The 25,428-nt window shown below is 67.0% G+C and carries 28 protein-coding genes and 2 pseudogenes; 12 read left to right on the top strand and 18 right to left on the bottom strand.

The annotated features are described in order from the left end of the window. From BLQ74_RS10640 to BLQ74_RS10620, 5 genes are read left to right on the top strand one after another with little or no spacing between them, the layout of a single operon-like run. Entirely contained in the window at positions 1 to 1,977 is a 1,977-nt protein-coding gene (locus BLQ74_RS10640; protein ID WP_090262538.1) for a heme lyase CcmF/NrfE family subunit, read from the top strand. A gap of 2 nt (positions 1,978 to 1,979) precedes the next feature. Then, positions 1,980 to 2,522: a thiol:disulfide interchange protein DsbE gene (dsbE, locus tag BLQ74_RS10635; RefSeq protein ID WP_090262537.1), complete on the top strand. Its 543-nt coding sequence runs from the start codon at positions 1,980 to 1,982 to the stop codon at positions 2,520 to 2,522. After that, positions 2,519 to 2,989, top strand: coding sequence for a cytochrome c-type biogenesis protein (locus BLQ74_RS10630; protein WP_090262536.1), 471 nt, complete (start codon positions 2,519 to 2,521; stop codon positions 2,987 to 2,989). The genes dsbE and BLQ74_RS10630 overlap by 4 nt, the downstream gene beginning before the upstream one ends. Beyond that, positions 2,986 to 4,194, top strand: a complete 1,209-nt coding sequence (ccmI, locus tag BLQ74_RS10625; protein ID WP_090262535.1) for a c-type cytochrome biogenesis protein CcmI — start codon at positions 2,986 to 2,988, stop codon at positions 4,192 to 4,194. The genes BLQ74_RS10630 and ccmI overlap by 4 nt, the downstream gene beginning before the upstream one ends. A gap of 25 nt (positions 4,195 to 4,219) precedes the next feature. Next, on the top strand, positions 4,220 to 4,633 hold the full coding sequence (locus BLQ74_RS10620) for a hypothetical protein (RefSeq protein WP_090262534.1): 414 nt from the start codon (positions 4,220 to 4,222) through the stop codon (positions 4,631 to 4,633). Between the two features lie 110 nt (positions 4,634 to 4,743). Here BLQ74_RS10620 and BLQ74_RS10615 read toward each other — a convergent pair whose 3' ends face one another. Continuing rightward, positions 4,744 to 5,970, bottom strand: coding sequence for a GGDEF domain-containing protein (locus BLQ74_RS10615; RefSeq protein WP_090262533.1), 1,227 nt, complete (start codon positions 5,968 to 5,970; stop codon positions 4,744 to 4,746). A 165-nt stretch (positions 5,971 to 6,135) separates the two neighbouring features. Here BLQ74_RS10615 and BLQ74_RS10610 point away from each other — a divergent pair, with 165 nt between their 5' ends. Together BLQ74_RS10610 and BLQ74_RS10605 are read left to right on the top strand one after the other, a co-directional pair. Further along, positions 6,136 to 6,852, top strand: coding sequence for a lipoate--protein ligase family protein (locus BLQ74_RS10610; RefSeq protein WP_090262532.1), 717 nt, complete (start codon positions 6,136 to 6,138; stop codon positions 6,850 to 6,852). Between the two features lie 72 nt (positions 6,853 to 6,924). After that, on the top strand, positions 6,925 to 8,778 hold the full coding sequence (locus BLQ74_RS10605) for a monovalent cation:proton antiporter-2 (CPA2) family protein (RefSeq protein WP_090262531.1): 1,854 nt from the start codon (positions 6,925 to 6,927) through the stop codon (positions 8,776 to 8,778). A gap of 44 nt (positions 8,779 to 8,822) precedes the next feature. On the opposite strand, the gene BLQ74_RS10600 is transcribed toward BLQ74_RS10605, so the two are convergent. The 3 genes from BLQ74_RS10600 to BLQ74_RS10590 all read right to left on the bottom strand — a co-directional run bounded on the left by BLQ74_RS10600 (position 8,823) and on the right by BLQ74_RS10590 (position 10,304). Further along, complete coding sequence (locus BLQ74_RS10600; protein ID WP_090262530.1) at positions 8,823 to 9,008, bottom strand: hypothetical protein; 186 nt, start codon at positions 9,006 to 9,008, stop codon at positions 8,823 to 8,825. A 217-nt stretch (positions 9,009 to 9,225) separates the two neighbouring features. Further along, positions 9,226 to 9,948 (bottom strand): rRNA pseudouridine synthase, encoded by a 723-nt coding sequence (locus tag BLQ74_RS10595; RefSeq protein WP_090262529.1) that lies wholly within the window; start codon positions 9,946 to 9,948, stop codon positions 9,226 to 9,228. Positions 9,949 to 10,103: 155 nt separating this feature from the next. After that, positions 10,104 to 10,304: a hypothetical protein gene (locus BLQ74_RS10590; RefSeq protein WP_374442412.1), complete on the bottom strand. Its 201-nt coding sequence runs from the start codon at positions 10,302 to 10,304 to the stop codon at positions 10,104 to 10,106. A 145-nt stretch (positions 10,305 to 10,449) separates the two neighbouring features. Here BLQ74_RS10590 and BLQ74_RS10585 point away from each other — a divergent pair, with 145 nt between their 5' ends. Together BLQ74_RS10585 and BLQ74_RS10580 are read left to right on the top strand one after the other, a co-directional pair. Continuing rightward, positions 10,450 to 12,213, top strand: coding sequence for an ABC transporter transmembrane domain-containing protein (locus tag BLQ74_RS10585; protein ID WP_090262527.1), 1,764 nt, complete (start codon positions 10,450 to 10,452; stop codon positions 12,211 to 12,213). Between the two features lie 53 nt (positions 12,214 to 12,266). Then, on the top strand, positions 12,267 to 13,103 hold the full coding sequence (locus BLQ74_RS10580) for a CvfB family protein (RefSeq protein WP_090262526.1): 837 nt from the start codon (positions 12,267 to 12,269) through the stop codon (positions 13,101 to 13,103). 65 nt (positions 13,104 to 13,168) lie between these two features. Here BLQ74_RS10580 and BLQ74_RS10575 read toward each other — a convergent pair whose 3' ends face one another. Further along, a complete protein-coding gene (locus BLQ74_RS10575) occupies positions 13,169 to 13,723 on the bottom strand; it encodes a hypothetical protein (protein ID WP_090262525.1) in 555 nt (184 codons plus the stop codon). A gap of 262 nt (positions 13,724 to 13,985) precedes the next feature. Between BLQ74_RS10575 and def the strand changes: the two genes are divergently transcribed. Then, the gene (gene def, locus BLQ74_RS10570; protein ID WP_090262524.1) at positions 13,986 to 14,549 is read left to right on the top strand and encodes a peptide deformylase; all 564 of its coding nucleotides are present in this window, start codon (positions 13,986 to 13,988) and stop codon (positions 14,547 to 14,549) included. Positions 14,550 to 14,640: 91 nt separating this feature from the next. Here def and BLQ74_RS27915 read toward each other — a convergent pair whose 3' ends face one another. From BLQ74_RS27915 to BLQ74_RS10555, 3 genes are all read right to left on the bottom strand, one after another. Then, positions 14,641 to 14,772 carry a hypothetical protein gene (locus BLQ74_RS27915; protein ID WP_280139840.1) on the bottom strand — a complete coding sequence of 44 codons (132 nt, stop codon included), beginning with the start codon at positions 14,770 to 14,772 and terminating at the stop codon, positions 14,641 to 14,643. Positions 14,773 to 14,899: 127 nt separating this feature from the next. Further along, complete coding sequence (locus tag BLQ74_RS10560) at positions 14,900 to 15,088, bottom strand: hypothetical protein (RefSeq protein ID WP_090262522.1); 189 nt, start codon at positions 15,086 to 15,088, stop codon at positions 14,900 to 14,902. After that, complete coding sequence (locus BLQ74_RS10555) at positions 15,085 to 15,585, bottom strand: hypothetical protein (protein ID WP_244507177.1); 501 nt, start codon at positions 15,583 to 15,585, stop codon at positions 15,085 to 15,087. The genes BLQ74_RS10560 and BLQ74_RS10555 overlap by 4 nt, the downstream gene beginning before the upstream one ends. A gap of 208 nt (positions 15,586 to 15,793) precedes the next feature. Between BLQ74_RS10555 and BLQ74_RS10550 the strand changes: the two genes are divergently transcribed. After that, positions 15,794 to 16,702: a YihY/virulence factor BrkB family protein gene (locus BLQ74_RS10550; protein ID WP_090262521.1), complete on the top strand. Its 909-nt coding sequence runs from the start codon at positions 15,794 to 15,796 to the stop codon at positions 16,700 to 16,702. A 3-nt stretch (positions 16,703 to 16,705) separates the two neighbouring features. On the opposite strand, the gene BLQ74_RS10545 is transcribed toward BLQ74_RS10550, so the two are convergent. Both BLQ74_RS10545 and BLQ74_RS10540 read right to left on the bottom strand, forming a co-directional pair. After that, positions 16,706 to 17,203 (bottom strand): hypothetical protein, encoded by a 498-nt coding sequence (locus BLQ74_RS10545; RefSeq protein WP_170842792.1) that lies wholly within the window; start codon positions 17,201 to 17,203, stop codon positions 16,706 to 16,708. Positions 17,204 to 17,358: 155 nt separating this feature from the next. After that, on the bottom strand, positions 17,359 to 18,483 hold the full coding sequence (locus BLQ74_RS10540) for a PilT/PilU family type 4a pilus ATPase (RefSeq protein WP_090262520.1): 1,125 nt from the start codon (positions 18,481 to 18,483) through the stop codon (positions 17,359 to 17,361). 169 nt (positions 18,484 to 18,652) lie between these two features. Here BLQ74_RS10540 and BLQ74_RS10535 point away from each other — a divergent pair, with 169 nt between their 5' ends. Then, positions 18,653 to 19,282 (top strand): hypothetical protein, encoded by a 630-nt coding sequence (locus BLQ74_RS10535; RefSeq protein WP_090262519.1) that lies wholly within the window; start codon positions 18,653 to 18,655, stop codon positions 19,280 to 19,282. Between the two features lie 43 nt (positions 19,283 to 19,325). On the opposite strand, the gene BLQ74_RS10530 is transcribed toward BLQ74_RS10535, so the two are convergent. From BLQ74_RS10530 to BLQ74_RS10500, 8 genes and pseudogenes are all read right to left on the bottom strand, one after another. Then, positions 19,326 to 19,880, bottom strand: coding sequence for a hypothetical protein (locus BLQ74_RS10530; protein ID WP_090262518.1), 555 nt, complete (start codon positions 19,878 to 19,880; stop codon positions 19,326 to 19,328). Between the two features lie 137 nt (positions 19,881 to 20,017). Beyond that, a pseudogene (locus BLQ74_RS28105) lies at positions 20,018 to 20,452 on the bottom strand (methyl-accepting chemotaxis protein); the annotation flags it as partial. A 156-nt stretch (positions 20,453 to 20,608) separates the two neighbouring features. Continuing rightward, positions 20,609 to 21,244, bottom strand: a pseudogene (locus BLQ74_RS28100) (PAS domain-containing protein); the annotation flags it as partial. A 281-nt stretch (positions 21,245 to 21,525) separates the two neighbouring features. Next, entirely contained in the window at positions 21,526 to 21,807 is a 282-nt protein-coding gene (locus BLQ74_RS10520; RefSeq protein WP_090262516.1) for a peptidylprolyl isomerase, read from the bottom strand. Positions 21,808 to 21,940: 133 nt separating this feature from the next. Next, complete coding sequence (mdaB, locus tag BLQ74_RS10515) at positions 21,941 to 22,525, bottom strand: NADPH:quinone oxidoreductase MdaB (protein WP_090262515.1); 585 nt, start codon at positions 22,523 to 22,525, stop codon at positions 21,941 to 21,943. Between the two features lie 124 nt (positions 22,526 to 22,649). Further along, on the bottom strand, positions 22,650 to 23,303 hold the full coding sequence (locus tag BLQ74_RS10510; protein WP_090262514.1) for a TIGR02466 family protein: 654 nt from the start codon (positions 23,301 to 23,303) through the stop codon (positions 22,650 to 22,652). Between the two features lie 133 nt (positions 23,304 to 23,436). Further along, complete coding sequence (locus tag BLQ74_RS10505; RefSeq protein WP_090262513.1) at positions 23,437 to 24,126, bottom strand: hypothetical protein; 690 nt, start codon at positions 24,124 to 24,126, stop codon at positions 23,437 to 23,439. Positions 24,127 to 24,212: 86 nt separating this feature from the next. Then, the gene (locus BLQ74_RS10500; protein ID WP_090262512.1) at positions 24,213 to 25,148 is read right to left on the bottom strand and encodes a hypothetical protein; all 936 of its coding nucleotides are present in this window, start codon (positions 25,146 to 25,148) and stop codon (positions 24,213 to 24,215) included. Between the last annotated feature and the right edge of the window lie 280 nt (positions 25,149 to 25,428).

Raw genomic sequence — 25,428 nt, 5'->3', positions numbered from 1 at the left:
ATGATCCCTGAACTCGGCCACCTCGCGCTGATCCTCGCCCTGTGCATGGCGCTGGTCATGTCCTTCTTCCCGCTGGTCGGTGCCTGGCGCGGCGATCGCCAGTGGATGAGTCTGGCGCGTCCGGCGGCCTGGGCGCAGTTCACTTTCCTCGCGTTCGCCTTCGCCTGCCTGACCTGGGCCTTCCTCCACGACGATTTCTCCGTGGCCTATGTGGCCAGCAACTCCAACAGCGCGCTGCCCTGGTACTACAAGTTCAGCGCCGTGTGGGGCGCCCACGAGGGCTCGCTGCTGCTCTGGGCGCTGATCCTCGGCGGCTGGACCTTCGCGGTATCGATTTTCTCGCGGCAGTTGCCGGAGCCCATGCTGGCCCGTGTGCTGGCGGTGATGGGCTTGATCAGCACCGGCTTCCTGTCGTTCCTGATCATCACCTCCAACCCGTTCAAGCGCCTGCTGCCGCAGTCGCCGGCCGATGGCAACGACCTCAACCCGCTGCTGCAAGACCCCGGCCTGATCATGCACCCGCCGATGCTCTACATGGGCTACGTCGGCTTCTCGGTGGCCTTCGCCTTCGCCATCGCCGCGCTGCTCGGCGGGCGCCTGGACGCTGCCTGGGCGCGCTGGTCGCGGCCCTGGACCCTGGTCGCCTGGACCTTCCTCGGCTTCGGCATCGTGCTCGGCTCCTGGTGGGCCTACTACGAGTTGGGCTGGGGTGGCTGGTGGTTCTGGGACCCGGTGGAGAATGCCTCCTTCATGCCCTGGCTGGTCGGCACCGCGCTGCTCCATTCGCTGGCGGTGACCGAGAAGCGCGGGGTGTTCAAGAGCTGGACGGTATTGCTGGCCATCGCCGCCTTCTCTCTCAGCCTGCTGGGCACCTTCCTGGTTCGTTCCGGGGTACTGACCTCGGTACACGCGTTCGCCTCCGATCCGGCGCGCGGGGTGTTCATCCTGGCCTTCCTGCTGGTCGTGGTCGGTGGCTCGCTGACCCTGTTCGCCCTGCGCGCGCCGGTGGTCAAGAGCCAGGTCGGATTCGCCCTGTGGTCGCGGGAAACCCTGCTGCTGCTGAACAACCTGGTGCTGGTGGTGACCGCGGCGATGATTCTCCTCGGCACCCTCTACCCGCTGGTGCTGGATGCCATCAGCGGCGCCAAGCTGTCGGTCGGCCCGCCGTACTTCAATGCGCTGTTCGTGCCGCTGATGGCGGTACTGATGCTGGCGCTGGCGGTCGGCGTGCTGGTGCGCTGGAAAGACACGCCCGGCCAGTGGCTGCTGCGCATGCTCACCCCGGTGCTGATCGGTACCGTCGTGCTCGGCGGCCTCGCCACCTTCTTCTATGGCGATCTGCACTGGCAGGTGCTGGCGGTGTTCCTGCTGGCCGCCTGGGTCGTGCTCGCGGGTGCCCGCGATTTCCTCGACAAGGTGCGGCACAAGGGCCTGATCGCCGGCGCCGCCAGCCTCAACCGCAGCTACTGGGGCATGCAGGTCGCCCACCTGGGCATCGCCGTGTGCGCCATCGGCGTGGTGCTGACCAGCCAGTTCAGCGCCCAGCGCGACCTGCGCATGGCGCCGGGCGATAGCGTCGAGCTGGCCGGCTACCAGTTCCGCTTCGAGGGTACCCGGCACGTCGTAGGACCGAACTTCACCTCGGACAAGGGCACCATTCGCGTGACGCGCGACGGCGATGAAGTGGCCGTGCTGCACCCGGAGAAGCGCCTGTACAGCGTGCAGCGTTCGATGATGACCGAAGCCGGTATCCACGGCAGCCTGACCCGCGACCTCTATGTCGCCCTCGGCGAGCCGCTGGACAACGGTGCCTGGGCCGTGCGCCTGCACATCAAGCCGTTCGTCCGCTTCATCTGGCTGGGTGGCCTGCTGACCGCCCTCGGTGGCGTGCTGGCGGCGCTCGACCGGCGCTACCGGGTGAAAGTGAAGACCAGGGTGCGCGAGGCATTGGGTCTCGCTGCCGGACAGGGAGCCTGAGTGTGAAGCGTGCGATCCTGCTGTTGCCGCTGGCGATCTTCCTGGTCGTTGCGGTATTCCTCTTCCGCGGGCTCTGGCTGGACCCCAGCGAGCTGCCCTCGGCGCTGATCGACAAGCCCTTCCCGGCGTTCTCCCTGCCTGGCGTGCTGGACCCGCAGAAAACCTATACCCAGGCCGACCTCAAGGGCCGGCCGGCGTTGGTCAACGTCTGGGGCACCTGGTGCCCGACCTGCCGATTCGAGCACCCGGTGCTGAACCAGTTGGCCCAGCAGGGCGTGCTGATCGTCGGCATCAACTACAAGGACGACAACGCCGCTGCGCAGAAATGGCTGCAGGAGCTGCACAATCCCTACCAGTTGAACATCAGCGATGCCCAGGGCAGCCTCGGCCTGGACCTGGGCGTCTATGGCGCACCGGAAACCTACCTCATCGACAAGGACGGCATCATTCGCCACAAGCTGGTCGGTGCGGTCGACGAGAAGGTCTGGCGCGAGCAACTGGCGCCGATCTACCAGAAACTGGTCGACGAGGCGACGGGCAAATGAAGCGACTGCTGGCCGTTGCCCTGCTGGGGCTGGCGTTGTGCGGGGTAGCCCGCGCCGCCATCGATACCTATGAATTTCCCAACGAAGGCGAGCGTCAGCGCTTCCGCGACCTGACCACCGAGCTGCGTTGCCCGAAGTGCCAGAACCAGGATATCGCCGACTCCAACGCGCCCATCGCTGCCGACCTGCGCAAGCAGATCTACGAGCAGCTGAAGCAGGGCAAGAGCGATGCCCAGATCGTCGACTACATGGTCGCTCGCTACGGCGACTTCGTGCTCTACAAACCGCCGGTCAATGAGCGCACCTGGCTGCTCTGGTTCGGCCCCGCGGGGGCGCTGCTGCTCGGCGTGATCGTCGTCGCTGTCCTGGTCGCCCGCCGCCGTCGGCCGGCCTCCGGCGCCGCCGCCACGCTGTCCGCCGAAGAACAGGCACGTCTCGACCAATTGCTGGATAACCAAGACAAATGATCGATTTCTGGCTCGCTGCCGGCCTGCTGTTGCTGGTGGCCATGGCTTTCCTGCTGATTCCGCTGCTGCGTGGCCGTCGCGCGCAGACCGAAGAAGATCGCACCGCACTCAACGTCGCCCTGTACCAGGAGCGCCTCGCCGAACTCTCCGCGCAGCACGCCGCCGGAACCCTCGACGATGCCCAGCTGCAAGCCGGGCGTACCGAGGCCGGGCGCGAGCTGCTGGCCGACACCGAGGGTGATGGCGAGCGGCGTTCGCGCCTGGGCCGCGCCGTGCCCTTGCTGGCCGCGCTGCTGCTGCCGTTGCTGGGGCTGGGGCTGTACCTGTACTGGGGCGCCAGCGACAAGCTGGAGCTGGCTCGCGAATTCGCCCAGCCGTTGCACTCCATGGATGAGATGACCGCGCGCCTGGAGAAGGCGGTCAAGGTCCAGCCGGACTCCGCCGAAGGCTGGTATTTCCTCGGCCGCGCCTACATGACCCAGGAACGCTTCGCCGACGCCGCCGCCGCTTTCGAGCGCGCCGCCAGCCTCAGCGGGCGCCAGCCCGAGGTACTTGGCCAGTGGGCCCAGGCCCTGTATTTCTCCGGTGGCAAGAAGATGACCGCCGCGACCAAGGCCATGGCTGACGAAGCCCTGCAGCGCAATCCACAGGAAGTCACCACCCTCGGCCTGCTCGGCATCGCCTCCTTCGAGGACAACCACTACGCCGACGCGGTCGGTTATTGGGAGCGCCTGGTGGCGGTGCTGCCGGCCGACGATCCGTCGCGCGCGGCCATCCAGAGCGGCATCGAACGCGCCCGCCAGCGTCTCGCCGAGCGTGGCGAAAGCCTGCCGGCCAGTCCGCCGGCCGTGGCCACCCAGGGCGTCAGCCTGAAGGTCAAGGTGAGCATCAGTGATGCGGTGAAGGGGCAGGTCCAGCCTGGCGACAGCGTCTTCGTCTTCGCTCGCGCGGTGAGCGGTCCGCCCATGCCCTTGGCGGTGAAGCGCCTGACCGTCGCCGACCTGCCCAGCGAAGTGACCCTGAGCGACGCCGACGCCATGATGCCGCAACTGAAGCTGTCCAACTTCCCGCAGGTGCAACTGGTCGCCCGGGTTTCCCGCGCCGGCAATGCCATCAATGGCGAATGGATCGGACGCAGCCAGGCGTTGTCTACCTCCGGCGCGGGCGATCAGGCAGTGACCATCGACAGCCCCGACCAGCATTGACCGACGAACATCAGGAGGCACGCCCGTGAAAGGCAGAATCCTAGCGCTTGCCGCGCTGCTCGCCCTGGGTGGTTGCGTGGCCCAGCAACCGCAACCGGAATCGCCGCCGCCCGGCAGCCAGTCGGGCGGTAATAGCGCCGGCGCCACGCGTCAGCCGAACAAGCCGGCGCCGCGCACCGCCATCACGCCGAGCCCTTCCGGTTCTTCCGCCAAGTCCCGCAGCCACACTCAGTTCGCTCCGCCGCCGGGCGGCACCGGGCGCTGGGATGCCAGCCTCGGCGTCTATGTGATCCAGGGCCAGAAAGACCTCTATTACCGCCAGCGCACCTACTATCACTGGGCCGATGGCTGGTACTGGGGCGTCAGCCCGAACGGTCCCTGGACCGCCACCGATGCCAGTGGTGTGCCGCCCGGCCTGAATCGCCGTTACGCGCAATGAGCGCGGACCGCCGGCCCATGCCCTCGATCGCCGCGCAGCGACGCCGCCAGGCGCGCTCGATCGCGGCCGCAGGATAGCCCGAGGCGATCCGCCGTCGGCTGGAGAGCCTGTCACTCCAGCGTGCCGCAGGGCGCCGCGTCGAGCACCTCGACGCGGTTGCGGCCGCTCGCCTTGGCCCGGTACATGGCCTGGTCGGCGGTGCTGTAGAGGCGCTCGTAGGTACTGGTGACGCCTCGGCCAAGGCTGGCGATGCCGAAGCTGGCGGTGAGATAGAGCAGGCCGTCCTTCATCGGCAGCGGGGTACTCTCCAGCAGTGTGCGCAGCTTTTCGGCGATGCTGCGTGCCTGCTGCTCGTCGGTATCTGGCAGCAGCAGGAGGAATTCCTCGCCGCCGACCCGCGCCACGCTGTCACTGCTGCGGGTGTGCTTGCGCAATTGATTGGCGGCGTGGCGGATCACCTCGTCGCCCAGTGGATGGCCGTAGCGGTCGTTGATGAACTTGAAATGGTCGAGATCGATCATCAGCAGGCTCAGGGGCGCCGGCTGGCGGGTGCAGCGCGCCAGTTCCTGGGTCACCACCTGGTCGAAGTGGCGGCGATTGAATAACCCGGTCAAGGGATCGTGGCCGGCGAGGTATTCCAGTTGGCGGTTCTTTGCCTCTAACTCCTCGCGTTGTCGTTGCAGGCGCCGCCGCTGGCGCAGGTTGCGCAATTGGCTGAACCAGAGAATCAGCGACAGCATCAGGCCGATGCCGCAGGCGGTCAGGCCGCCCACCTGGTTGGACAGGCGCAGTTGCGGATCGGCCTGGGCGCTGTCCATGGCCACCTCGAACGCCACCAGGGCGATGCCGTAGAGGGCCAGGGCGCACACCGGGCGCAGCAGCACGATCAGCGCGGCGGCCACCGAGCCCATGAGAAAGGGCGTGATGCTGCTGGTGACCTGCTGGTGGTAACAGCTGAGAGTCAACCCGAAGGCCAGCAGGATGGCGCCGCCAGCGTTGCTCAACAGTTCGCAGTACCAGAGCGGCGCCGCCAGTTTGCCCCGCATCGCCGCGCGCGCCAGCAGGCCGAGGCTCACCAGCGACAGGCCGGCCAGGGCATGGGTGCGGATGATCTCCATGCGCCAGGCGCTGAATTCCGGGCGGGTGCCCTGCAGGTTGAGCCAGAAGGCGAGCATCTGCGCGAGGACGAAGGGCACGATCAGTATGCCCAGCCAGAGCAGCCGCCGCAGGTTGTCGTTGGCGATGGCGCGCGCCAGCCAGGGACTGACCTTGAACAGTGGGCGAAGGGCGTGTGATAGCGGCGGGGACACTCTGGCCAATCCTCTGCACGATGGCATCCGGCTACCAGCATAGTCAGTTCTGTCGGTGCTTTCCTATCCATTCCGCGGCGCGCCAGGGGCAGGCGCGGCCCCGATGCGTCCACGCTGCCGGCTACTGTCGCGCTTGCGGCTCGGCGGCTGCGCTGGGCATAGTTCGCTACCTTGCGGTAAAGGAGATCGAACATGCGTGAGAAATTTCAGTGGTTGTCGGCCGAGGCGGGCCTGGATGCCGAACGGGCTGCCCTGGAGCGCGTGTTCTCTGGCCAGGAGGAAGCCGGCCTGTTGTTCTGGCGGCCGCTGCAGCCGGCCCTGGTGATGCCGCGTCGGCTCAGCCGCCTGCCGGGATTCGCCGTCGCCGAGGCGGACTGCCGTGCGCTTGGCTGGCCCATCGCCCTGCGCGACACCGGCGGCGAGCCGGTGCCGCAGTCGCCCGCAGTGCTCAACGTGGCGCTGTGCTACGCGGTGCCCCTCGACGACAACGAGCAGACGCGCATCGACACCGCCTATCAGCGCCTTTGCCAGCCACTCTGCGACTGGCTCGAAGCGTTCGGTCTGGACGCTGGGCTGGGGGAGGTGGACGGCGCCTTCTGCGACGGCCGCTACAACGTCAATATCGCCGGCCGCAAGCTGGTCGGCACCGCCCAGCGCTGGCGTCGCCGGCATAGCGATGGCCGTTACGTGGTCCTCGCCCACGGCGCGATCCTCATGGAGAACCAGCGCGACGCCATGGTCGAGGTGGTCAATGCCTTCTACCGTGCCTGCGACCTGCCGGCCGTCTGCCGCGCGAGCAGCCATGTGGCCCTGGAGGAGCACCTGCCTCAGCCCTGGCAGCAGCTCGATGCCCTGGCCGGCCACTTCCAGCGCCACCTCGCCAGCCACGGGTTGCAATTGCCGGCCTGACCCAGGCCACCGATTCATCCGGGGAACGGCGCTGGCGCCGCGCCCCTCGTCCTGCCCCTGGAGAGTTCTGGCATGGAGCATGGTTCCAACTATCTGCAATCGGCGGTGGTCTTCCTCATCGCCGCGGTCTTCATGGTGCCGCTGGCCAAGCGCCTGCAACTGGGCGCGGTGCTCGGCTACCTGCTGGCCGGCGTGCTCATCGGTCCGTCGCTGCTGCGCCTGATCGCCGACCCTGAGAGCGTCGCCAGCCTTTCCGAGCTGGGCGTGGTGCTGCTGCTGTTCATCATCGGCCTGGAGCTGTCGCCCAAGCGCTTGTGGGTCATGCGCAAGGCGGTGTTCGGCATCGGCCTGGCGCAGGTGCTGCTCACCGCGCTGGTGATTGGCGCGACGGCGCACCTGGGCTTCGAACTGCCGCTGAATACTTCGGTGGTGCTGGGCGGCGGCCTGGCGCTGTCATCCACCGCCTTCGGCCTGCAGATCCTCGCCGAGCGCAAGGAGCTGTCCAGCCCCCACGGGCGCCTGGCCTTCGCCATCCTGCTGTTCCAGGACATCGCCGCCATCCCGCTGATCGCCATGGTCTCGCTGCTCGGCGCGCGCGCCGACGAGACGGTGCCGGGCGGCGACTGGCGCCATGCCCTGGAGGTGGTGGGCAGTATCGCCGTGGTGGTGATCGGCGGACGCTACCTGCTGCGTCCGGTGTTCCGTCATGTGGCCAAGACCGGCATGGCCGACCTGTCCACCGCCACCGCGCTGCTGGTGGTGGTGGGCACCGCCTGGCTGATGGAACAGGCCGGCGTGTCCATGGGCCTGGGCGCCTTCCTCGCCGGCCTGCTGCTGGCCGACTCGGAGTACCGCCACGAACTGGAAGCGCAGATCGAGCCGTTCAAGGGCCTGTTGCTGGGCTTGTTTTTCATCAGCGTGGGCATGAGCGCCGACCTCAGTCTGTTGCTCAGTTCACCGCTCGCAGTGCTCGGCCTGACCCTGCTGCTGATCGCCATCAAGCTGCCGCTGCTGTACCTGCTCGGGCGCCTGACGGGCGGCCTGGATACCTTTTCGGCGCTGCGCCTGAGCATCATCCTGGCGGCGGGCGGCGAATTCGCCTTCGTGGTGTTCAAGCTGGCGCGCGCCGAAGGTCTGCTGGATGCCGGCCTGCATAGCCTGCTGGTGCTGACCATCACCCTGTCCATGGCGTTGACGCCGTTGCTGGTGCTGCTGGTGGCGTACCTGGTCAAGCCGCGTCCGCAGATTCCGCGCGAGCCGCCGGAGGAGTACCGGCGCATCGATGGCGACACGCCGCGGGTGGTGATCGCCGGCATGGGCCGCATGGGCCAGGTGATCGCGCGGGTAATGCGCGCCCAGCGCGTGCCTTTCATCGCCCTGGACACCTCGGTGGACACCATCGAGCTGAGCCGCAGCTACGGCACCATCCCGATCTTCTATGGCGATCCGCTGCGCCCGGAAATCCTCCGCGCGGCGCAGGTGGACAAGGCCGAGTTCTTCATCATCGCCACCGATGACCCGAAGACCAACATCGAAACCGCGCGCCTGGTGCGCAAGCTCTATCCGCACCTGAAGATCATCGCCCGGGCGCGTAACCGCCAGCACGTCTATCACCTGCTCGACGCCGGCGCCAGCCCGGTCCGCGAGCTGTTCCACGCCAGCCTGGAAATGAGCCGGCTGATCCTCATCGGCATGGGCTTGTCCGAAGAGCAGGCGGCGGCACGCATTCGTCGCTTCCGCCGACATGACGAGGATGTGCTGACGGCGCAGTACGCCGTCTACGACGATGCCAAGGCGGTGATCCAGACGGCCCGCGAGGCGCGGCGTGAACTGGAGACGCTGTTCGAGGGGGACTTGCTGGAGAAGCACGGCCTGGAGGTGGTTCACCCCGAGCCCGGTGCAGAGCCGCCGCCGGCCAAGGGTTGAGGCCGATGCCGTGGACTGCCGCCGTGCGCCTCGGGCGTTTGGCGTCAGCGGCGCAGGCTACGGCGCGGCGGCGGGTCGATGCGGATCGGCTCGCCGGGGGAGCGCATTGCCAGCACGGCGATCACGCTCAGCAGCAAGGTGCCGGCCAGGCCGATGGCGCCCAGCACCACGTAAAGCAGCAACTCCGCCAGGGAGCCAATGATCAGTAGAAAGTCCAGCGCGGCCTGCATGATCCGATCCTCCAGTGCCAGCCTCGTCCAGGGTTCGGGGCGGTCCGGTGGTGTGCACGCGCAGGCTGCCTCGCGGCCTCGACAGGGGGGAAGTGAGGCCTGGGGCAACCATACGCCGCCGCGCGGCAATGGGAATTGAATCTCCCTGCTGGTGACTATCGACGCCGTTGATGGGGCGAAAAGCCCCATGCCAGAGCGGTCGCCTCGGCAGCTCGGCTCAGAAGCGCTCGTTCGGCAGCAGGTAACGCCACTGTCCCGCTTCGAGCTTGCCCATGGCCACCCCGCCCAGGCGCAGGCGGCGGATCGAGAGAACCTGCAGGCCGACGCTGCGGCACATGTGGCCGATCTGCCCGGGACGGAAACGCTTGCCGGCGAAGCGCAGGCGGTTTTCGCTCTGCCAACTGACCTTCAAGGGCGGCAGTGCCTGGCCCTCGAAACTCAGGCCTTGGCAGAGTCGCGCGAGGCCCTTGGCGTCGAGCTGGCCGCTGACTTCCACCACATATTCATGCTCGACGCTGGCGGCATCGTCCACCAGCCGGCGCAGCACGCCGCGGCTCTGGGTGAAGACCATCAGGCCGCTGGCGTCGGTTTCCAGCGGCGTGGTGGATTGCTGGTGGGCGAAATGCTTGCGCAGCAAGCGCATGCCGGCCGTGTCGCCGGGCCAGTGGTGTTCGGCGGTGAGCAACTGCTGCGCGGAATTGGCGCCGTTGCCGCTGCCGTAGCCGCTGGGCTTGTTCAGCAGCAGGGTGACCGGATGGATGGGCTCCGGCGTGGCGCCGGGCAGCAGCTCGATGCGCTGATCGCCGACGCGGAAATGCGCCTCCTCGACACGTTGGCCATCCACCGTGACCCAGCCGCCCTCGATGTACAGCTCGGCTTCGCGGCGGGAGCAGGGCAGGAGTTCGGCAAGGCGTTTGGACAGGCGGATCGGCTCGGTCATGGCAGGGGCACGGCGTAGGAAGGGGCGTTAGTGTAACCCGCGTGGACGAGGCGTGCGGGGTGCTGGAAGGGTGCGGCGGGGTGTCGGTGGCGGGATCGTCGAGCGCGGAGAAAAAGGCAGCCCGCCATGTGCGGCGGGCTCCAGGGACTTTCCGGTTACTTCTTGCCGAGGCTGATGTGGCGGCTCGGCGCACCGTAGTTCTGCCCGGTGACGCCCTTGGCGATCTGCTGGATCTCGCCGCCGGAATTGAGGAAGGCAGCCACTTGCGCCTCCAGGGATTCACGGGTCTCGACGGCCGCGGGGGGCTTGGGCATCGATTTCTGGCGGGTGGAGGGCTTGGTAGTCATGTCTGCCATACCTTGTCATTCGCGAATTGGCTGGCCATTGTACACGAAATGAGCAGCCTTCGGGGCGGCAATTGCCTGAGCGGTCCGTGCCATCGCCGGGGGCGGGTGCCGGTGCTACTCTGCGCGCACTGCCCCTGGCCTGTCCGAGTCGTCCATGCCCCTGCTTTCTGCCCGCCAGCGCAACGCGCTGCGCCTGGCCCGCGCGTTCCTCGCCCCGTATCGCTGGCGGGCCCTGGGGGCGTTGCTGGCCTTGCTGTTCACCGCCGCCATCACCCTGTCGCTGGGGCAGGGCATCCGGCTGCTGGTGGACCAGGGCTTCATCACCCAGTCCGAACAACTGCTGAATCGCTCCATCCTGCTGTTCTTCGTGCTGGTGGCAGGGCTGGCGATCGGCACCTTCGTGCGTTTCTACCTGGTGTCCTGGATCGGCGAGCGCTTCGTCGCCGACATTCGTCAGCGCGTCTTCGACCACCTGATCGAGCTGCATCCGGGCTTTTATGAAAGCAACCGCGCCTCGGAAATCCAGTCGCGCCTCACCGCCGACACCACCTTGTTGCAGACGGTGATCGGCTCCTCGTTGTCGATGGCCCTGCGCAACGCCCTGACCCTGATCGGCGGGGTGATCCTGATGTTCGTCACCAACGCCAAGCTGACCAGCATTGTGGTGCTCGCGCTGCCGCTGGTGATCGTGCCCATCCTGCTGTTCGGCCGCCGCGTGCGTCACCTGTCGCGGCAGAGCCAGGACCGCGTCGCCGAGGTCGGCAGCTACGTCGGCGAAACCCTCGGGCAGATCAAGACCGTGCAGGCCTACAACCACCAGGCGCAGGACCGCGAGCGCTTCGGCCACACCGTGGAAGCGGCCTTCGCCACCGCCTGCAAGCGCATCCTGCAGCGCTCCTGGCTGGTCAGCGTGGTAATCCTCCTGGTGCTGGGAGCGGTGGGGGTGATGCTCTGGGTCGGCGGAATGGACGTCATCGCCGGGCGCATCTCCCCCGGCGCGCTGGCCGCCTTCGTCTTCTACAGCCTGATCGTCGGCATGGCTTTCGGCACCCTCAGCGAGGTGCTGGGCGAACTGCAGCGCGCCGCCGGCGCCGCCGAGCGTATCGCCGAGCTGCTGCGGGCGCGCAACGAAATACAGGCGCCGCAGAGCGGCCTGCTCACGTTGCCGACGACGGTCGCCGGGCACATCGAGCTGGACGGCTTGCGCTTTGCCTATCCGTCCCGACCGCAGCACTGGGCCATCGATGGCATCGACCTGGACATCCGTCCCGGTGAGACCCTGGCCCTGGTCGGGCCTTCCGGGGCCGGCAAATCGACCCTGTTCGACCTGTTGCTGCGCTTCTTCGACCCGCAGCAGGGCGAAATCCGTATCGACGGCCGGCCCATCGCCCGTCTCGACCCGCGTGACCTGCGCCGCTGCTTCGCCCTGGTCTCGCAGAATCCGGCGCTGTTCTATGGCAGCGTCGAGGACAATCTGCGCTATGGGCGTCCCGCTGCCAGCGACGCCGAGGTGCAGGCGGCGGCCCGCGCGGCCCACGCCGACGAGTTCATCCGCACGTTGCCCGAGGGCTACCGCACACACCTCGGCGAGAGCGGCATCGGCCTTTCCGGGGGGCAGCGCCAGCGCCTGGCCATCGCCCGCGCGCTGTTGGTGGACGCGCCCATCCTGCTGCTCGACGAGGCCACCAGCGCGCTCGATGCCGAGAGCGAACACCTGATCCAGCAGGCCCTGCCGGGGCTGATGAGCGGGCGCACCACCCTGGTCATCGCCCACCGCCTGGCGACCGTGCTGAATGCCGACCGCATCGCGGTGATCGACCAGGGCCGCCTGCTCGCCCTGGGGCGTCATGCCGAACTGGTCGGCAGCAATCCGTTGTACGCGCGCCTGGCGGAACTGCAGTTCGGCCAGGGACAGTAACGCCGCGGCGCGCCAACGCGTAGAATGCGCGGCCCTGATTCGAGGTAACGGTTATGGCAGTCATCGGGCGTTTCAATTCATTGCAGGTGGTCAAGCACACCGACTTCGGGCTGTACCTGGACGGCGGCCCGCACGGCGAGATCCTCCTGCCCAAGCGTTACGTCCCCAAGGACGAGCCCACTGAAGAGGGGGACTGGCTGAACGTCTTCGTCTACCTCGACAGCGAAGACCGGGTGATCGCCACCACCCTCAAGCCCAAGGTGCAGGTCGGCGGTTTCGCCAGCCTCAAGGTGGTCGAGGTCAGCCGCGTCGGCCTGTTCCTCGACTGGGGCCTGCCCAAGGACCTGCTGCTGCCGCACTCGGAAGAGAAGCGCCCGTTGCAGGTCGGGGACTACTGCGTGGTCTACGTCTACCTCGACGAGCGCACCCGGCGCATCACCGCCACCGCGCGCCTGGACCGCTACCTGGACAACACCCCGGCCGATTACCGCGCCGGCGAAGAGGTCGACCTGCTGGTGGTGGAACGCACCGACCTCGGCTTCAAGGCCATCATCAATGGCAAGCACTGGGGCCTGATCCACAAGAACGAGATGTTCAAGTTCCTGCGTGGCGGCATGCGCGAGAAGGGCTACATCAAGGAAGTCCGCGCTGACGGCAAGATCAGCCTCAGCCTGCAACCGGTCGGCCAGGCCGCCCGCGACGACCTCAGCGAGAAAATTCTCGCCGAGCTGCGCGCCGCCGGCGGTAGCCTGGCGCTTTCCGACAAGAGCCCGCCGGAACTGATCAGCCAGCACTTCGGCGTGAGCAAGGGCAACTTCAAGAAGGCCATCGGCGGCCTGTTCAAGCAGGGCCTGATCAGCATCTTCGACGACCGCATCGAACTGCGCTGAGCGGCCCGCGCCCGGCTTGAAGCGAAACTGCCTCGATTCAAGCCGCGGCGATTGCCTCGCTGCCCCTACATCATGCGTTTGAAGCGGTGCCACGCCTGTTCCCAGGCCAGCACCCAGCGCGGCATCGCGGCGCCGAAGCCAGCGACTTCCAGGCGTGGGTGATGGCCCACGACCATGTCCAGCAGCGGTTCCTGGTCCGGCTGCACGTCGACGAAGAAAACGTGCTGGCCGGCATGCAGGCGCGGTCCGAAGCGGCGCATGTCGCCGCTGGGACGCTGCAGGCCGAAGAAACTGCCCTCCCACAGGCAGAAGCCGAGCAGCACCGCCGCGAGGAACAGCACCGGCACCCAGCCGGCGGCGGTTTCGCTCCAGCCGGCGAGGTAGCCGAGCAGCACCACCACGACAGCCAGCGCCAGGCCGATGCCCAGGCCGTACTTGCCGCCGCGCACCACATCCTTGCGCATGACTTCGGGGACTTCGTGCAGCCTGCGCTGCCCGAGTTCGGCATCCTGCTCGCTGAGCACATGCATCTGCTCCGTCTCGATGCCGTTGGCCTTGAGTTCGCTTTCCAGGTGCTCCAGTTCATCCAGGCTGTCACTGATGTAGTAATGCCTGTTCATGGCAGACCTCCTTCCAGCCCCCCGAGTGACCCCAGAGTTTCATCCGCGATCGGCGCTGATCGACCGGCGAAACGCGGACATTTGCCGGCTTGCGCCTGGTTTGAGTCTAGCACCGGGCCTTTCCGCCCGAACGCCGCCCGACGGTGGGCGGCGTGCGTCGATTCAGCCGACGCTGGTGCCCGCCCGACCCGCTTATCGCTTGTCCTGCACGGCCGCTTAGACGACCATGGATTGCCATGATGAGCACAGCGACGAGGCTGGCATGATCCGCGAAATTCTCAAGATGGGTGACGAGCGCCTGCTGCGCATTGCGCCGCCGGTGCCCGCGTCGATGTTCGCTAGCGCCGAGTTGCAGCGGCTGATCGAAGACATGTTCGACACCATGCGCCACGTCGGCGGTGTCGGCCTGGCGGCGCCGCAGATCGGCGTCGACCTGCAACTGGTGATCTTCGGTTTCGAGCGCAGCGAGCGTTACCCGGACGCGCCGGCGGTGCCGGCGGCCATCCTGCTCAATCCACGCATCACGCCACTGGACGATGAGCTGGAGGCCGATTGGGAGGGCTGCCTCTCGGTGCCCGGCCTGCGCGGTACGGTGAGCCGGCACCGGCGCATCCGCTACCAGGGCGTCGATCCGCAGGGGCAGCCGATCGACCGCAGTGTCGACGGCTTCCATGCGCGGGTGGTGCAACATGAGTGCGACCACCTGATCGGGCGTCTGTATCCGTCGCGGATCAGCGATTTCAGCCGTTTCGGCTTCACCGAGGTGCTGTTCCCCGATCTCGACCCCGAGGGGCGTCGGCTGAGCACTTCCAGCACGCGCGGCTGATCGGCCCGGTGCTTTGCCCTGGCCAGGTGATGTCGAGCGGGGAGGGAAAGTGAAGGCGGATAACCCATGACAGGGTTATCCGCCCCCGGGGTCAGGATTCTTCTGTGCGCTTGCCGAGTAGCGATTGGCCAGACTTCTTCTGTTTTTTCGCCATGCGCTTTTCATGGGCGTTTTTCAGTGGCTTTTTCTTCGCTTCTTTGTGCGGACCCAAACCTTTGCTCATGACCTTCACCTCCGAGGGTGACTGGAAGGGGATGCCTCCCTGCGCTTTGCGCTCCTCGGCGCCACTCGCCATGGCGAATGGAACCCATCTTCTTACAGCATAGTTGCTGTCTGCGCTGCCGGCCGTGTCAGACGTCGCTCAGGCGCTCCAGCTCACGGCGCACCATGGCGGCGAATTCCGGCGGGCTCAGGCGGTACAGCTCGGTCGCCACCCAGGGCAGCCAGCGGCCAGCCAGGGCCTGACGCTCGGCCAGCAGGCGGCGAGCCTCGCTGGCGGCGCGTTCGGCGTTGTCGCGGTGGAAGTCGGCGCGGCTCATCCTTGCGGGCATTGCAGGACCTTGGGATCGATCTCGACGCTGGCCAGCGGCTTGCCGTCGCTGCCGTCGTAGTCGTGGGCGATGCGGATGTCGTGCTGGCTGATGCGCTGCAGCAGCATCGGCTGGGCGCAGGTGCTACGTTCCAACTGGCTGCGCATGTCGCCGCGGAACTTGTCCAGACCGGCCGCGCCGAGCCCGTCGGCGGTCATGCTGGAAACTCCGTAGTGGTAGTGCAACACCTTGCTGTCCGGGTCGAGGTGGATGCTCACCAGGCGCGTCACCTTGTCCACCTGCACCGGCAGGTTGGTCTTGGTCTGCTGATCGAAGAAGGCCACCGACTCCTTGAGGAAGGTGGCTTCGTCCTGCGTCGCTTCGGCCCGGGCGTCCACCGCTTGAAGGGCGAGGGTGGCGCCGAGCAGGGCAATGACCAGGGCGCCGCACAGGCGTTGCGGGGCGCGGCGCGAGAGCGGGGTGGGACGTTCCATCGGCTGGGGCATGCGGGCTTTCCTCCGGTTGTCGGTTGCCCGTCAGTGTATAGGCCAATTCGCACGCTTGCCCGGCCGCCGCGCCACTTCACCTTGGCGCCCAAGCTGGCTAGGCTTGCCAGAGTGGTCCGACGTTTGCGCAACCTGCTCGCCGCGTCGGGCGCCACGGGTGGTCGTCGCCGACCGTCTCCCAGCCAGCAGCCATCAAGGAAACCGGCGGATGCGATTCATGGATTTGCGCGGCCTGCGCCTGGGCCCCTGGACGCTGCTGAAGCTGACCGTCACGAAGTTCCTCGAGGACCAGATGCCCACCTATGCGGCGGCGCTGGCCTACCAGGGACTGTTCTCGCTGTTTCCCTTTCTGCTCTTCCTCATCGCCCTGCTGGGCTTCCTGCATCTGCCGGAGTTCTTCGCCTGGCTGCGCGAGCAGGCCGCCTACGTGCTGCCGGCCCAGGCGCTGGCGCAGGTGAACCCGGTGATCGACCAGTTGCAGCGGCGCCAGGGCGGGCTGCTGTCCATCGGCATCATCGTCGCGCTGTGGTCGTCATCGTCGGCGGTGCGCTCGCTGATGACCGCGCTGAATGCCGCCTACAACGTGCCCGAGACGCGCCCGCTGTGGAAGCGCGTGCCGTTGTCGGTTTTCCATACCCTGGGCCTGGTGCTGTTGGTGTTGCTGATCAGCGCGCTGATGATCCTCGGCCCCTGGGTGATGGGCTGGATCGCCGAGCAGATCGGTCTCGAACGCTACGTGGTGATTCTCTGGGCGTGGTTGCGCTGGCCGCTGGTGATACTGCTGATGACCATGCTGGTGGCGGCCATCTACCACGTGACGCCCAACGTGCGGCAGCACTTCCACCTGATCAGTCCGGGCTCGGTGCTGGCGGTGGTCGCCTGGGTCGGTGCGTCCCTGGCCTTTGGCTTCTACGTGCAGAACTTCGCCGACTACAACGCCATGTACGGCAGCGTCGGCGCCATCATCGTGCTCTTGCTGTACTTCTACATCTCCGCCGCCGTGCTGCTGCTGGGCGCCGAACTCAACGCGGTGATCGAGCACCACCTGCCGCACGACGCCAGCCCCGCCGCGCCGGCCAGCGACGAGGACCGCCAGCGGCACGATCGAGACCGCTGAGCGTCATTGTGCCGGCGGTTGCTGGGTCAGCAGCATCTCGACGATTTCCTGGGCGCGCTCGAACGACGGATAGCCGCTCTTGGCCACGTCCAGCTGGGCATAGGCCGCGCGGTACTGGGCAGCTCGCTGCGGATCGGCGTGTTGCACCAGCATCGGCTGGCTGTAGGCGCGGTAGAGCAGGGCGACCGCGTAGGGCTGGTCGGCATTGGCAGCGCGCTCCAGCAAGGGCAGCACCTGCTCCGCCGGGGCGTGCTGGCGGATTTTCAGCAGGGCGTCGTAGAAGGACGCTTCGCCGCGCTGGTCATGGTCCTTGGCGCGGTCGAGCAGGGAGTTGGCCAGGGCGTAGTTGGCCGGGTCGGCCGAGGCGATCAGCAGCTTCGCCTGGAGCATGTCGTTGCGGTAGAGCTGGTGCTGTTCCTCGGCGGGCTGACTGGCGCAACCGGCGAGCCAGAGCGGCAGGCCCAGCGCGGCGAGGCGAATGTAAGGGTGAAGCAGGCCCATGAAGGTCCCTCGGCGGCAGATGGCGGACGTGAATGGCGGGCGGCCCGAAGCGCCAAGCATAGCCGGGAGACCCCCGTGCCTGGAATCCGCAGGCCCGGGGAATCGTCCCGAGGTATTGACGCCATTGTCTGGCGACGACGTGAGCGGCACGCCGTTCAGGCGCCGAACATGCCGCCTGTCTCGTCGTTCTCGAAGCCGCGTTCCAGCTTGATCTTCAGGCTCAGGTCGGTGCGCGAGTCGGCGAACTTGAGCGCGTCGGCCACGCTGATGCGCCCGGCTTCCATGAGTTGGTAGAGGCTCTGGTCGAAGCTCTGCATGCCGTGTTCCAGGGCGCGTTCGGTGGCGGCCTTGAGATCGGTCAGTTCGTCGCGCTGGATCAGCCCGCGGATGTGCGGGGTGCCCAGCACCAGTTCCACCGCCGCCACCCGCCGCTGCGAGGTGCCCGGCACCAGGCGCTGGCCGATCAGCGCCAGGAGGTTCTGCGAAAGGTCGGCCAGTACCTGGTGGCGTGCCTCGTCGGGGAAGAAGCGGGCGATGCGCTCGATCGCGTGGCGGCTGCTGGTGCCGTGCAGGGTGGCCACGCAGAGGTGGCCGGTTTCGGCGTAGTGCAGGGCTTGCTGCATGGTTTCGCCGTCGCGGATTTCGCCGAGCATGATCACGTCCGGCGCCTCGCGCAGCACATTGCGCAGGGCATCGGCGAAGCTGTGGGTGTCCAGCCCCACCTCGCGCTGGTCGATGATCGAGCGCTGGTGGCTGTGGAGGAATTCGATGGGGTCTTCGATGCAGACGATGTGGCCGCTGCGATGGCGGTTGCGGAAGTCGAGCAGCGAGGCGAGGGTGGTCGACTTGCCCGAGCCGGCCGCGCCCACCACCAGGATCAGCCCGCGATCCTGCACCGCCAGCTTCTCCAGGATCGGCGGCAGGCCGAGGCTGGCGGTGTCCGGGATCTGCTCCTTGATCAGGCGCACGACCATGGCCACGTCGCCGCGCTGGAAGTACATGTTGGCGCGGAAGCGTCCGCTGCCGGGCACGCTGATGGCCAGGTTCATCTCCAGGTCGCGCTCGAAATCGGCGATCTGCTCCGGCGTCATCAACTGACAGGCCAGCAGGCGCACTTCGCCGGCGAGCAACGGGCGCTCGCCCACCGGGCGGCTATGGCCTTCGACCTTGATATGCGGCGGCGCGCCGACACTGAAGAACATGTCCGAGCCGCCTTGCTGCGGCAGCAGGGCCAGGTAGCTGAAAACATCCGCTTGGGTGGGTTGGGTTGGGTCGTTCATGTCGCCTCCGCGCGTCAACACCTCAAGCCTAGCAGCCCGACGCAGAGGGCCGGCAGAGGCAGCTTCCGGCAAATTGCCATTATCGGTTGCCGGCGGGTAGAGTAGCGCCGCCGCGCGCGGACCGTGCGCCGCGCGCAGGAAGCCACCCGAGATAAACGAAGGATTCGTGATGAAACTCAAGATGTTGGGCGCGCTGTTCGCCCTTTCGCTGGCCGCTTGCGCCAGCTTCCCCGGCGATCAGGTCGCGCCGACCAAGCTGCCGTCGATGGCCAGCTACCAGCAACGCCCGAGCGTGTATGTCGACTTCGCTTTCTACCAGGGCGAGCCGGGCAGCCAGGGCGCCGTGGAAATGCCCCAGGCCCGTGAACAGCTCAAGCCGCAACTGGAGACCCTGCTGCGCGAATCCGGCCTGTTCAGCCGCTATAGCCTCGACCAATTCCAGAAGCAGCCGGGCGACTACACGCTCAAGCTCAAGGTCTACAACCATGGCTCCAGCGGCGCGGCCATGCTCAGCGGCATCATCACCGGCGTCAGCCTGTTCATCATCCCCGGCACCGCCAGGGACGACTACACCATGACCTTGCAGGTGATCGACCCCGATGGCCGCCCGGTGCTGGCACAGCAGAACAACGAGTCGATCCGCACCTGGCTCGGCATCTGGTTCCTGCCCTTGGCCGCACACACGCCGAAGGACGCGACCAACGATGCCTTCAGCCGCCAGTTCAACGCCCTGTTGAAGAAGCTGGTCGATCAGCAAGTGCTGAAGTACGCGCAACTGCCGTCGCCGCTGCGCGGCTGAGCAGCACGGCGCGCCTGCCCGGGCGCGCCGCTTTACCCGTGGATCAGGGGCGCTTGAGCGCCTGGATGAACTCCGGGTCCTGATACAGCTCGGCGAGCAACTCGCGCACCAGCGGGTTGAAGGCATTGGCCGCGCGCGGGATGGCAAATACCGCGAAGAAGCTACTGTCCCAGCGGCTGCTCACTTGCTTGCTGCCGTGGTAGAGCGACACGCCCTTGTCGCGCAGGTCGAAGTCGGCACTGAGCGTGCCCTGGCCATCGCCGAAGGCGGCGGCGTGCAGATCGGTCTTGCGCAAGCGGACGTCCAGATGGCGTGGCGAGCCCGGCTCCAGCAGGCCGGCGAGGCGCAGTTCGCCTTCCAGCGCGTGCTGCACATGCTGACTGAGATCGCCTTCGGGGCTGCGCACCGGATTGGCGCGGACGAAAATCGAGTTCTGCCCGGCGTCGGCTTCCACGCTGGGTGCGTCCAGGGTGGCCAGCGGCGCCTTGGCGCGCAACGCCTGGACATTGTCGTAGCTGGATTCGTAGCGCGGCATGGTGATGCCACAGCCCTGCAGGAGCAGAGCGGCAAGGGCGACGGGCAAGAAGCGGCAAAGCATGACGAGTCCTTTCGATGAATGATGGGGACGCGATGCTAGCACGCTGATTGCGTACCTAACTATTTGATCAGAATTGCTTTTCCGCTGGGCTCGGCGGCGGCGCCGGAGGACGGCGACGCCGTGTCGCGCGCCGGCGCTCAGCCCGCCAGATGGCTGGAGAACTGCCCCACGGCGTTGACCACCTGTTGCGCGCCTTCCTGGATTTCGATGATCACCGTGCCGGCCTGGCCGGAGAGTTCCAGGCCCAGTTCGGCCTGTTGCTTGCCCCGGTCGATCATCGCCACGGCGCGTTCGGCCAGTTGCTGGTTCTGCTCCACCACCTTGGAGATTTCCTCGGTCGCCGCGCTGGTGCGCGAGGCGAGCTGGCGCACCTCGTCGGCGACCACCGCGAAGCCGCGGCCCTGGTCGCCGGCGCGCGCCGCTTCGATGGCCGCGTTGAGGGCCAGCAGGTTGGTCTGGTCGGCGATGCTGCTGATGCTCTTGACGATCGAGCCGATCACCTGCGACTGCTGGTCCAGCGCCTCGATGCCCTGGGTCGCCTCCTGCATGCGGCTGGCCAGTTCGCGCATCACCTCGACCGTCTGCTGCACCACCGCCGCGCCTTTCTGCGCGCTGTCGTCGGTGCCCTGCGACGTGCTGTAGGCCAGGCGCGCGGCCTCGGCCACAGCGGTTTCGCGATTGATCTGCTCGGTGATCACCGTGGCGAACTTGACCACTTTATAGAGCCGGTCGTGGGCGTCGATGATCGGGTTGTAGGAGGCTTCCAGCCAGACGGTGCGGCCATGGCTGTCCAGCCGTTTGAAGCGGTCGCTGACGAATTCACCGCGGCGCAGCTTGTCCCAGAACGCCTGGTACTCGGCCGACTGGTAATCGCTGGGTTCGCAGAACAGACGGTGGTGCTTGCCCTGGATCTGCGCCAGGGAATAGCCCATTGCATCGAGGAAGCGCTGGTTGGCGGTGAGCACTTCGCCGTCCAGGTTGAACTCGATCACCGCCATGGAGCGCTGCAGCGCGGCGATCAGGTTTTCGTGCTCGCGCGAGCTTTCGATGGTGCGGGTCAGGTCGCTGGCATAGATGGAGAAATGCTGCACCACGCCGAGGCTGTCGCGGATCGGCTGGACGATCGAGCGCAGCCAGGCTTCCTCGCCATTGCCGCGCTGAAGGCGGATCACCCCGGCCAGGTGCTCGCCGCGCTCCAGCGCCTGTTTGACCCGGTGGTGGAAGTCGAGGCCGCGCACATGGGCGGGGATCAGCTCCAGCAGCGCGCGGCCCTGCAGGTCGGCATTGCGGTAGAGCATTTCCTTCTCGAAGTTGGCGTTCACCGACTCGATGCGGCCGCGTGGGTCCAGGTAGAGCGCCAGCATCTCGTTATCGAGGCTGGCCTTGACCTGCTCGATGGACGACAGTTCTTCGCGCAAGGCGGCCAGTTCCTGCTTCAAACGCGTATTGAACATTCGGGGGGTACTCGAAGGGGGGAGAAGAAATCCGTTCCCCATGGATCGGCCCGGGAGACGACTTCTTGAGGCCCCCAGCGATCCGCGCTTGCCTGTGGAACGCTCGTGCCACTAGGTCTCGGGCGGACCCGGCGCTTGCCGCCGGGTCGTCTTGGCGCCGTGTCGGAAGGCTCCGGCCGGCGCGCGGCGAATCAGTCTTCGCGGCTGGTGACTTCCACCAGGTGGTAGCCGAACTGGGTCTTCACCGGGCCTTGCACCACGTTCAGCGGCGCGCTGAAGACCACTTGGTCGAACTCGCGGACCATCTGGCCCGGACGGAAGGAACCGAGGTCGCCGCCGCTGCGGCCGGAGGGGCAGGTGGAGTTGTCGCGGGCGACCTGGGCGAAATCGGCGCCGGCTTCGATGGCAGCCTTGAGTTCGTTGCACTTGGCTTCGTTGGCAACCAGGATGTGACGGGCAGTGGCGCGGGCCATGGAAATTCTCCTCTGAAAGTACGGCGTCGGCGGATGCCGGGCCGGTAACACGGGCTGAAACGGGCCCATAGCCTAGCGCAATCGCCCGTTCCTCGCCCGCCGTCAGTCGAGCGCCGCGCTGCGCTCGCCGTGGTCAGCCCTGGAACACCTCGGCCAGGTGCCGCTGGTAGCGCTGCACGTCGCGCTCCACGTCGGGGCGCTTCATCACGTCCACGCAGAGGAAGGTCGGCAGCGGCGCCATGCCGAGGAACTGGTTGGCCTTGTGGAAGGGGAAATACACCGCGTCCACGCCCTTGCCCTCGAAGAAATCGCTGGGGTCGTCGAAGGCTTGCTGTGGCGCGTTCCAGGTGACTGAGAGCATGTAGTGCTTGCCCTGCAGCAGGCCGCCGCTGCCGTATTTCTGCGAGGCGTCGGAGCGGGTGCGGCCGTCGTTGGCGTAGAGGCTGCCATGGCCGGCGGTGAACACCTCGTCGAGGTACTGCTTCAGCGTCCAGGGCGCACCCATCCACCAGCCGGGCATCTGGTAGATCACCACATCGGCCCAGAGGATCTTCTGCACTTCCTCTTGGATGTCGTAGCCCTCTTCCAGGACCGTGGTGCGCAGGTCGCAGCCGGCGCGGTCGAACCACTCGGCCGCCGCCGCGTGCAGGGTGGCGTTGTACTGGCCGTTGGAATGGGCGAAGCGCTTGCCGCCGTTGATCAGCAGAATCTTTTTCATGGGGACTCCAGAGCGAACGAATGGCCGGCAGGATAGCGGCGCGGGGCAGGGGGAAACACCCGGCCCAGGTCAATTGATTCTTGAATCTGGCGCATGAATCGGCGAGGAGTACCGCAGCCGCGCGTCAGAGTCCGAAGTTGAACGCCACCGACAGCCGCGGCCGCTTGCTGTGGTGCGGCAGCACCCGGTGCAGCAGCCAGGAGGGAAACATCAGCAGTTGCCCGCTCAGCGGCGCGATGCCGGTGGCGTAGCCGGCGCTCAGGCAGCCCTGGATACGCATGCGCAGTTGCGGGTTGTAGTGTGAGGGCATGAGCCCGCGCGGGTCGATGAACTCCAGTTGCCCGCCGAGCGACGGGTCGGCGCCGCAGCCGCCGTCATCGACCCAGTAGACCCCCGACCAGAAGCAGCCCGGATGGCCGTGCAGGGCGTTGCCGTCGCCGGCGCGGTTGAGGTTGGCCCAGGCGTTGTAGCGCCAGTTCAGGCTGGCCGCCAGCAGCCCGGCCTGGGCGTCGTGGACGGCGGTGAGTTCATCGGCGAAGGCACGGGCGAAGGCCACCAGTTCGGCGCCGGCGTCGCCGCTCCACTGCTCGAAATCGTCCGCCGACTGCCAGCCGCCCTCGTTGCTGTGCCGCACTCCGGGGTCGCTGGCGGCGCGGCGCAGGATGCGCTCGCCGAGCGCCGCGTTGAGCGCGTCGGCGTTCGGGTGGTTGAGACGGGCGACGGGGGTGCTGAACAGGCGTTCGATGTGGATGGCGTCGGTATCGATGGCGGCGGACATGGCAAGTGCATTCGTTGCAAATGCGCTCGTTATAGCCGCCGAAGGACGCGGATCGAAGCCTTTTCGGGTATCAGTGGCGATACCCGTGCAAGCATCCGCTTACAAAGGCGCCGCCGAGTGGCCAGGACGCCCGTCAGTTCGCCGGTTGCGACGGCTGCGCCAGCGCACAGCCCTTTTCCGCCGCGCGTTGCCGGTAGCCGTCACGCTTGGCCGCCGGCACCTTGGTGCTGAGCATCAGGTAGATGTCCGCCTGGTAGTCGCGCAGTCCACCCAGGGTGGCGTTGAGCGTCATCTCGCGCTTGGCCGAGCACCAGCCCAGGGCGTGGCTGGGCTGCGGGAAATACTTGGCATAGCGCCCCGAGCGGGCGGCGGCTTCGGCCTGCTGGAGGAACTGCGCGCGCTTGGCCTGCTCCGGGCAGAGGGTTTCCAGTTCCAGCGCGGCCGGAGCGAAGCCTTGCTTCAGGCTGTCGCCGAGCAACTCGCAGGCGCGTTGCTGGCTCTTCGCGTCCTGGGCGAAGTCGGCCAGCACCTGGGCCAGGCGGTACTCCGCCACCGGGTGCTTCTGCGCCGCCGCCTGGTTCAGCAGCGGTATGGCCTGGTTGAGGTTCTTCGACAGTGTCGCGCTGAACGGCTTGGCCGCCTCCGCCGGGCTTTTGCCGGCCTCGCGGGCCTTCTCCATGCCGGCGATCTGTTCTGCCGCCTTGTCCAGGAAGGGCAGCGCCTTGCGGTAATCGCCATCGCCCGGCAGCGGTTTGTCCTTGGCCTGGGCCGTGGCGGCGCCGAGCAGCAGGGTGAGGGAAAGCAAAGCGATGCGCCGGTTCAACGTACGGCCTCCTGGGTGAGCACGGGAACGTGCGTGCATGGTAGGCAGCCCCGGCGGGGCTGTCATCCGTCGCGCGGGGCGCGGCATCAGTCTGCGTAGCTGTTGACGCTGGCATAGAGCGACAGCCACTGGCGGGACTTCAATGCCTGGGCGTCCTCGCCGCGCTGGCCGTCGGCGGTTCGCGGCGCGACGAAGTCGAGCAGTTCGAGGTAGATGTCGTCGGCGGCGAGCTGGCGCAGCGAAATGCGCTTCCAGGTGACGCGGCCCTGCTCATCGGTGGCGGCGGCGAGAAGGGTGCCGGGGGCGTCGCTGAGGTTGGCGTAGGCCGGCACATCCGGCACCTCGACGCCGTCGTGCATGGCTTGCACGAGCTTGTAGCGCAGGAGTTCTGCCGACTCGTAGTGGGCGCGCTTCTCGACGTCGCTCATGCCCGCGTAGAGCTGCAGCCAGGCCTTGTCGCGCAGCGCCCTGACGCTGGCATCCTGCTGCAGCAGCTCCAGGGCTTCCTGTTGTTTCTGCACCGCCTTCCAGTAGCGATCATCGCGTTGGCCGATTTCCGTCAGGGCCAGGTCGCGCTCGGCGGGGGTAAAGGCCGCGGAATCGTTGTAGGCGATCTTCGACAGCGATTCGCGGCTCAGGCTTTGCAGCGGGTTCGCCGGCTCCACCCCGGGGTAGAGCGGTGCCAGCCCGTATCGCTGGCTCAGCCGGTTGGCCGCCTGGCGGGCCAGTGCAAGGCGCGCGGGGTCGTTGCTGTCGGGCATCACCGCGAGCAGTTCCGCCGCCGAGCCGTCGCTGGCGATCTGCTGATGCAAGCGACCGGTGGTGTCGAAGGCTTCGCGCCAACTGAGGCTGTCGGGTTGGTCTTGCAGCAGGGCATCGAGCGTCCGCGCTTCGATGGAGAGGGAAACGCCAGCCATTGGCGGCGTGTCTTGGTCCGCCGGCTCGGCAACCGCCATGGTCCTGACGGGCGCATTGATGAGCCGGATAGTGAGGATGTTCTGCAGTGCGTTGATTCCAACCATGGCTTATTGCTCCGTTCAGCGTTCTCCGCGGAAGCAAGGCAGTGGAGAACGGGCGTTGGACTATCGCGGCGGCTTGCCGGATATGGCAGCGAGCGACTCTCTCCTTCGTTGCAAGTTATTCGGTGCAGTGATTGACGACCGGTATGGAATGGCGGCTTACCAGGGCTCTATCGGCGGATAAACAAGAGGACTTGAGTCAAATGAATGAGATCGACGGACAGATACATAAAAAGAATGAACTTGTAGGAAAGTTCACTGGGAAACTTCTTTAGTTATTCCG

The organism is Pseudomonas panipatensis (assembly GCF_900099785.1).
Classification (GTDB): domain Bacteria; phylum Pseudomonadota; class Gammaproteobacteria; order Pseudomonadales; family Pseudomonadaceae; genus Pseudomonas; species Pseudomonas panipatensis.
The sequence above is the reverse complement of the archived record's forward strand: the minus strand, read 5'-3'. Positions and strand labels throughout refer to the sequence as shown.

Excerpts from the sequence above, each read along its gene's own strand:
- BLQ74_RS10640 (WP_090262538.1), top strand. The coding sequence starts at position 1 with ATGATCCCTGAACTCGGCCACCTCGCGCTGATCCTCGCCCTGTGCATG.
- BLQ74_RS10630 (WP_090262536.1), top strand. The coding sequence starts at position 2,519 with ATGAAGCGACTGCTGGCCGTTGCCCTGCTGGGGCTGGCGTTGTGCGGG.
- ccmI (WP_090262535.1), top strand. The coding sequence starts at position 2,986 with ATGATCGATTTCTGGCTCGCTGCCGGCCTGCTGTTGCTGGTGGCCATG.
- BLQ74_RS10615 (WP_090262533.1), bottom strand. The coding sequence starts at position 5,970 with ATGCCATCGTGCAGAGGATTGGCCAGAGTGTCCCCGCCGCTATCACAC.
- BLQ74_RS10610 (WP_090262532.1), top strand. The coding sequence starts at position 6,136 with ATGCGTGAGAAATTTCAGTGGTTGTCGGCCGAGGCGGGCCTGGATGCC.
- BLQ74_RS10605 (WP_090262531.1), top strand. The coding sequence starts at position 6,925 with ATGGAGCATGGTTCCAACTATCTGCAATCGGCGGTGGTCTTCCTCATC.
- BLQ74_RS10600 (WP_090262530.1), bottom strand. The coding sequence starts at position 9,008 with ATGCAGGCCGCGCTGGACTTTCTACTGATCATTGGCTCCCTGGCGGAG.
- BLQ74_RS10595 (WP_090262529.1), bottom strand. The coding sequence starts at position 9,948 with ATGACCGAGCCGATCCGCCTGTCCAAACGCCTTGCCGAACTCCTGCCC.
- BLQ74_RS10590 (WP_374442412.1), bottom strand. The coding sequence starts at position 10,304 with ATGGCAGACATGACTACCAAGCCCTCCACCCGCCAGAAATCGATGCCC.
- BLQ74_RS10585 (WP_090262527.1), top strand. The coding sequence starts at position 10,450 with ATGCCCCTGCTTTCTGCCCGCCAGCGCAACGCGCTGCGCCTGGCCCGC.
- BLQ74_RS10580 (WP_090262526.1), top strand. The coding sequence starts at position 12,267 with ATGGCAGTCATCGGGCGTTTCAATTCATTGCAGGTGGTCAAGCACACC.
- BLQ74_RS10575 (WP_090262525.1), bottom strand. The coding sequence starts at position 13,723 with ATGAACAGGCATTACTACATCAGTGACAGCCTGGATGAACTGGAGCAC.
- def (WP_090262524.1), top strand. The coding sequence starts at position 13,986 with ATGATCCGCGAAATTCTCAAGATGGGTGACGAGCGCCTGCTGCGCATT.
- BLQ74_RS27915 (WP_280139840.1), bottom strand. The coding sequence starts at position 14,772 with ATGAGCAAAGGTTTGGGTCCGCACAAAGAAGCGAAGAAAAAGCCACTG.
- BLQ74_RS10560 (WP_090262522.1), bottom strand. The coding sequence starts at position 15,088 with ATGAGCCGCGCCGACTTCCACCGCGACAACGCCGAACGCGCCGCCAGC.
- BLQ74_RS10555 (WP_244507177.1), bottom strand. The coding sequence starts at position 15,585 with ATGCCCCAGCCGATGGAACGTCCCACCCCGCTCTCGCGCCGCGCCCCG.
- BLQ74_RS10550 (WP_090262521.1), top strand. The coding sequence starts at position 15,794 with ATGCGATTCATGGATTTGCGCGGCCTGCGCCTGGGCCCCTGGACGCTG.
- BLQ74_RS10545 (WP_170842792.1), bottom strand. The coding sequence starts at position 17,203 with ATGGGCCTGCTTCACCCTTACATTCGCCTCGCCGCGCTGGGCCTGCCG.
- BLQ74_RS10540 (WP_090262520.1), bottom strand. The coding sequence starts at position 18,483 with ATGAACGACCCAACCCAACCCACCCAAGCGGATGTTTTCAGCTACCTG.
- BLQ74_RS10535 (WP_090262519.1), top strand. The coding sequence starts at position 18,653 with ATGAAACTCAAGATGTTGGGCGCGCTGTTCGCCCTTTCGCTGGCCGCT.
- BLQ74_RS10530 (WP_090262518.1), bottom strand. The coding sequence starts at position 19,880 with ATGCTTTGCCGCTTCTTGCCCGTCGCCCTTGCCGCTCTGCTCCTGCAG.
- BLQ74_RS10520 (WP_090262516.1), bottom strand. The coding sequence starts at position 21,807 with ATGGCCCGCGCCACTGCCCGTCACATCCTGGTTGCCAACGAAGCCAAG.
- mdaB (WP_090262515.1), bottom strand. The coding sequence starts at position 22,525 with ATGAAAAAGATTCTGCTGATCAACGGCGGCAAGCGCTTCGCCCATTCC.
- BLQ74_RS10510 (WP_090262514.1), bottom strand. The coding sequence starts at position 23,303 with ATGTCCGCCGCCATCGATACCGACGCCATCCACATCGAACGCCTGTTC.
- BLQ74_RS10500 (WP_090262512.1), bottom strand. The coding sequence starts at position 25,148 with ATGGTTGGAATCAACGCACTGCAGAACATCCTCACTATCCGGCTCATC.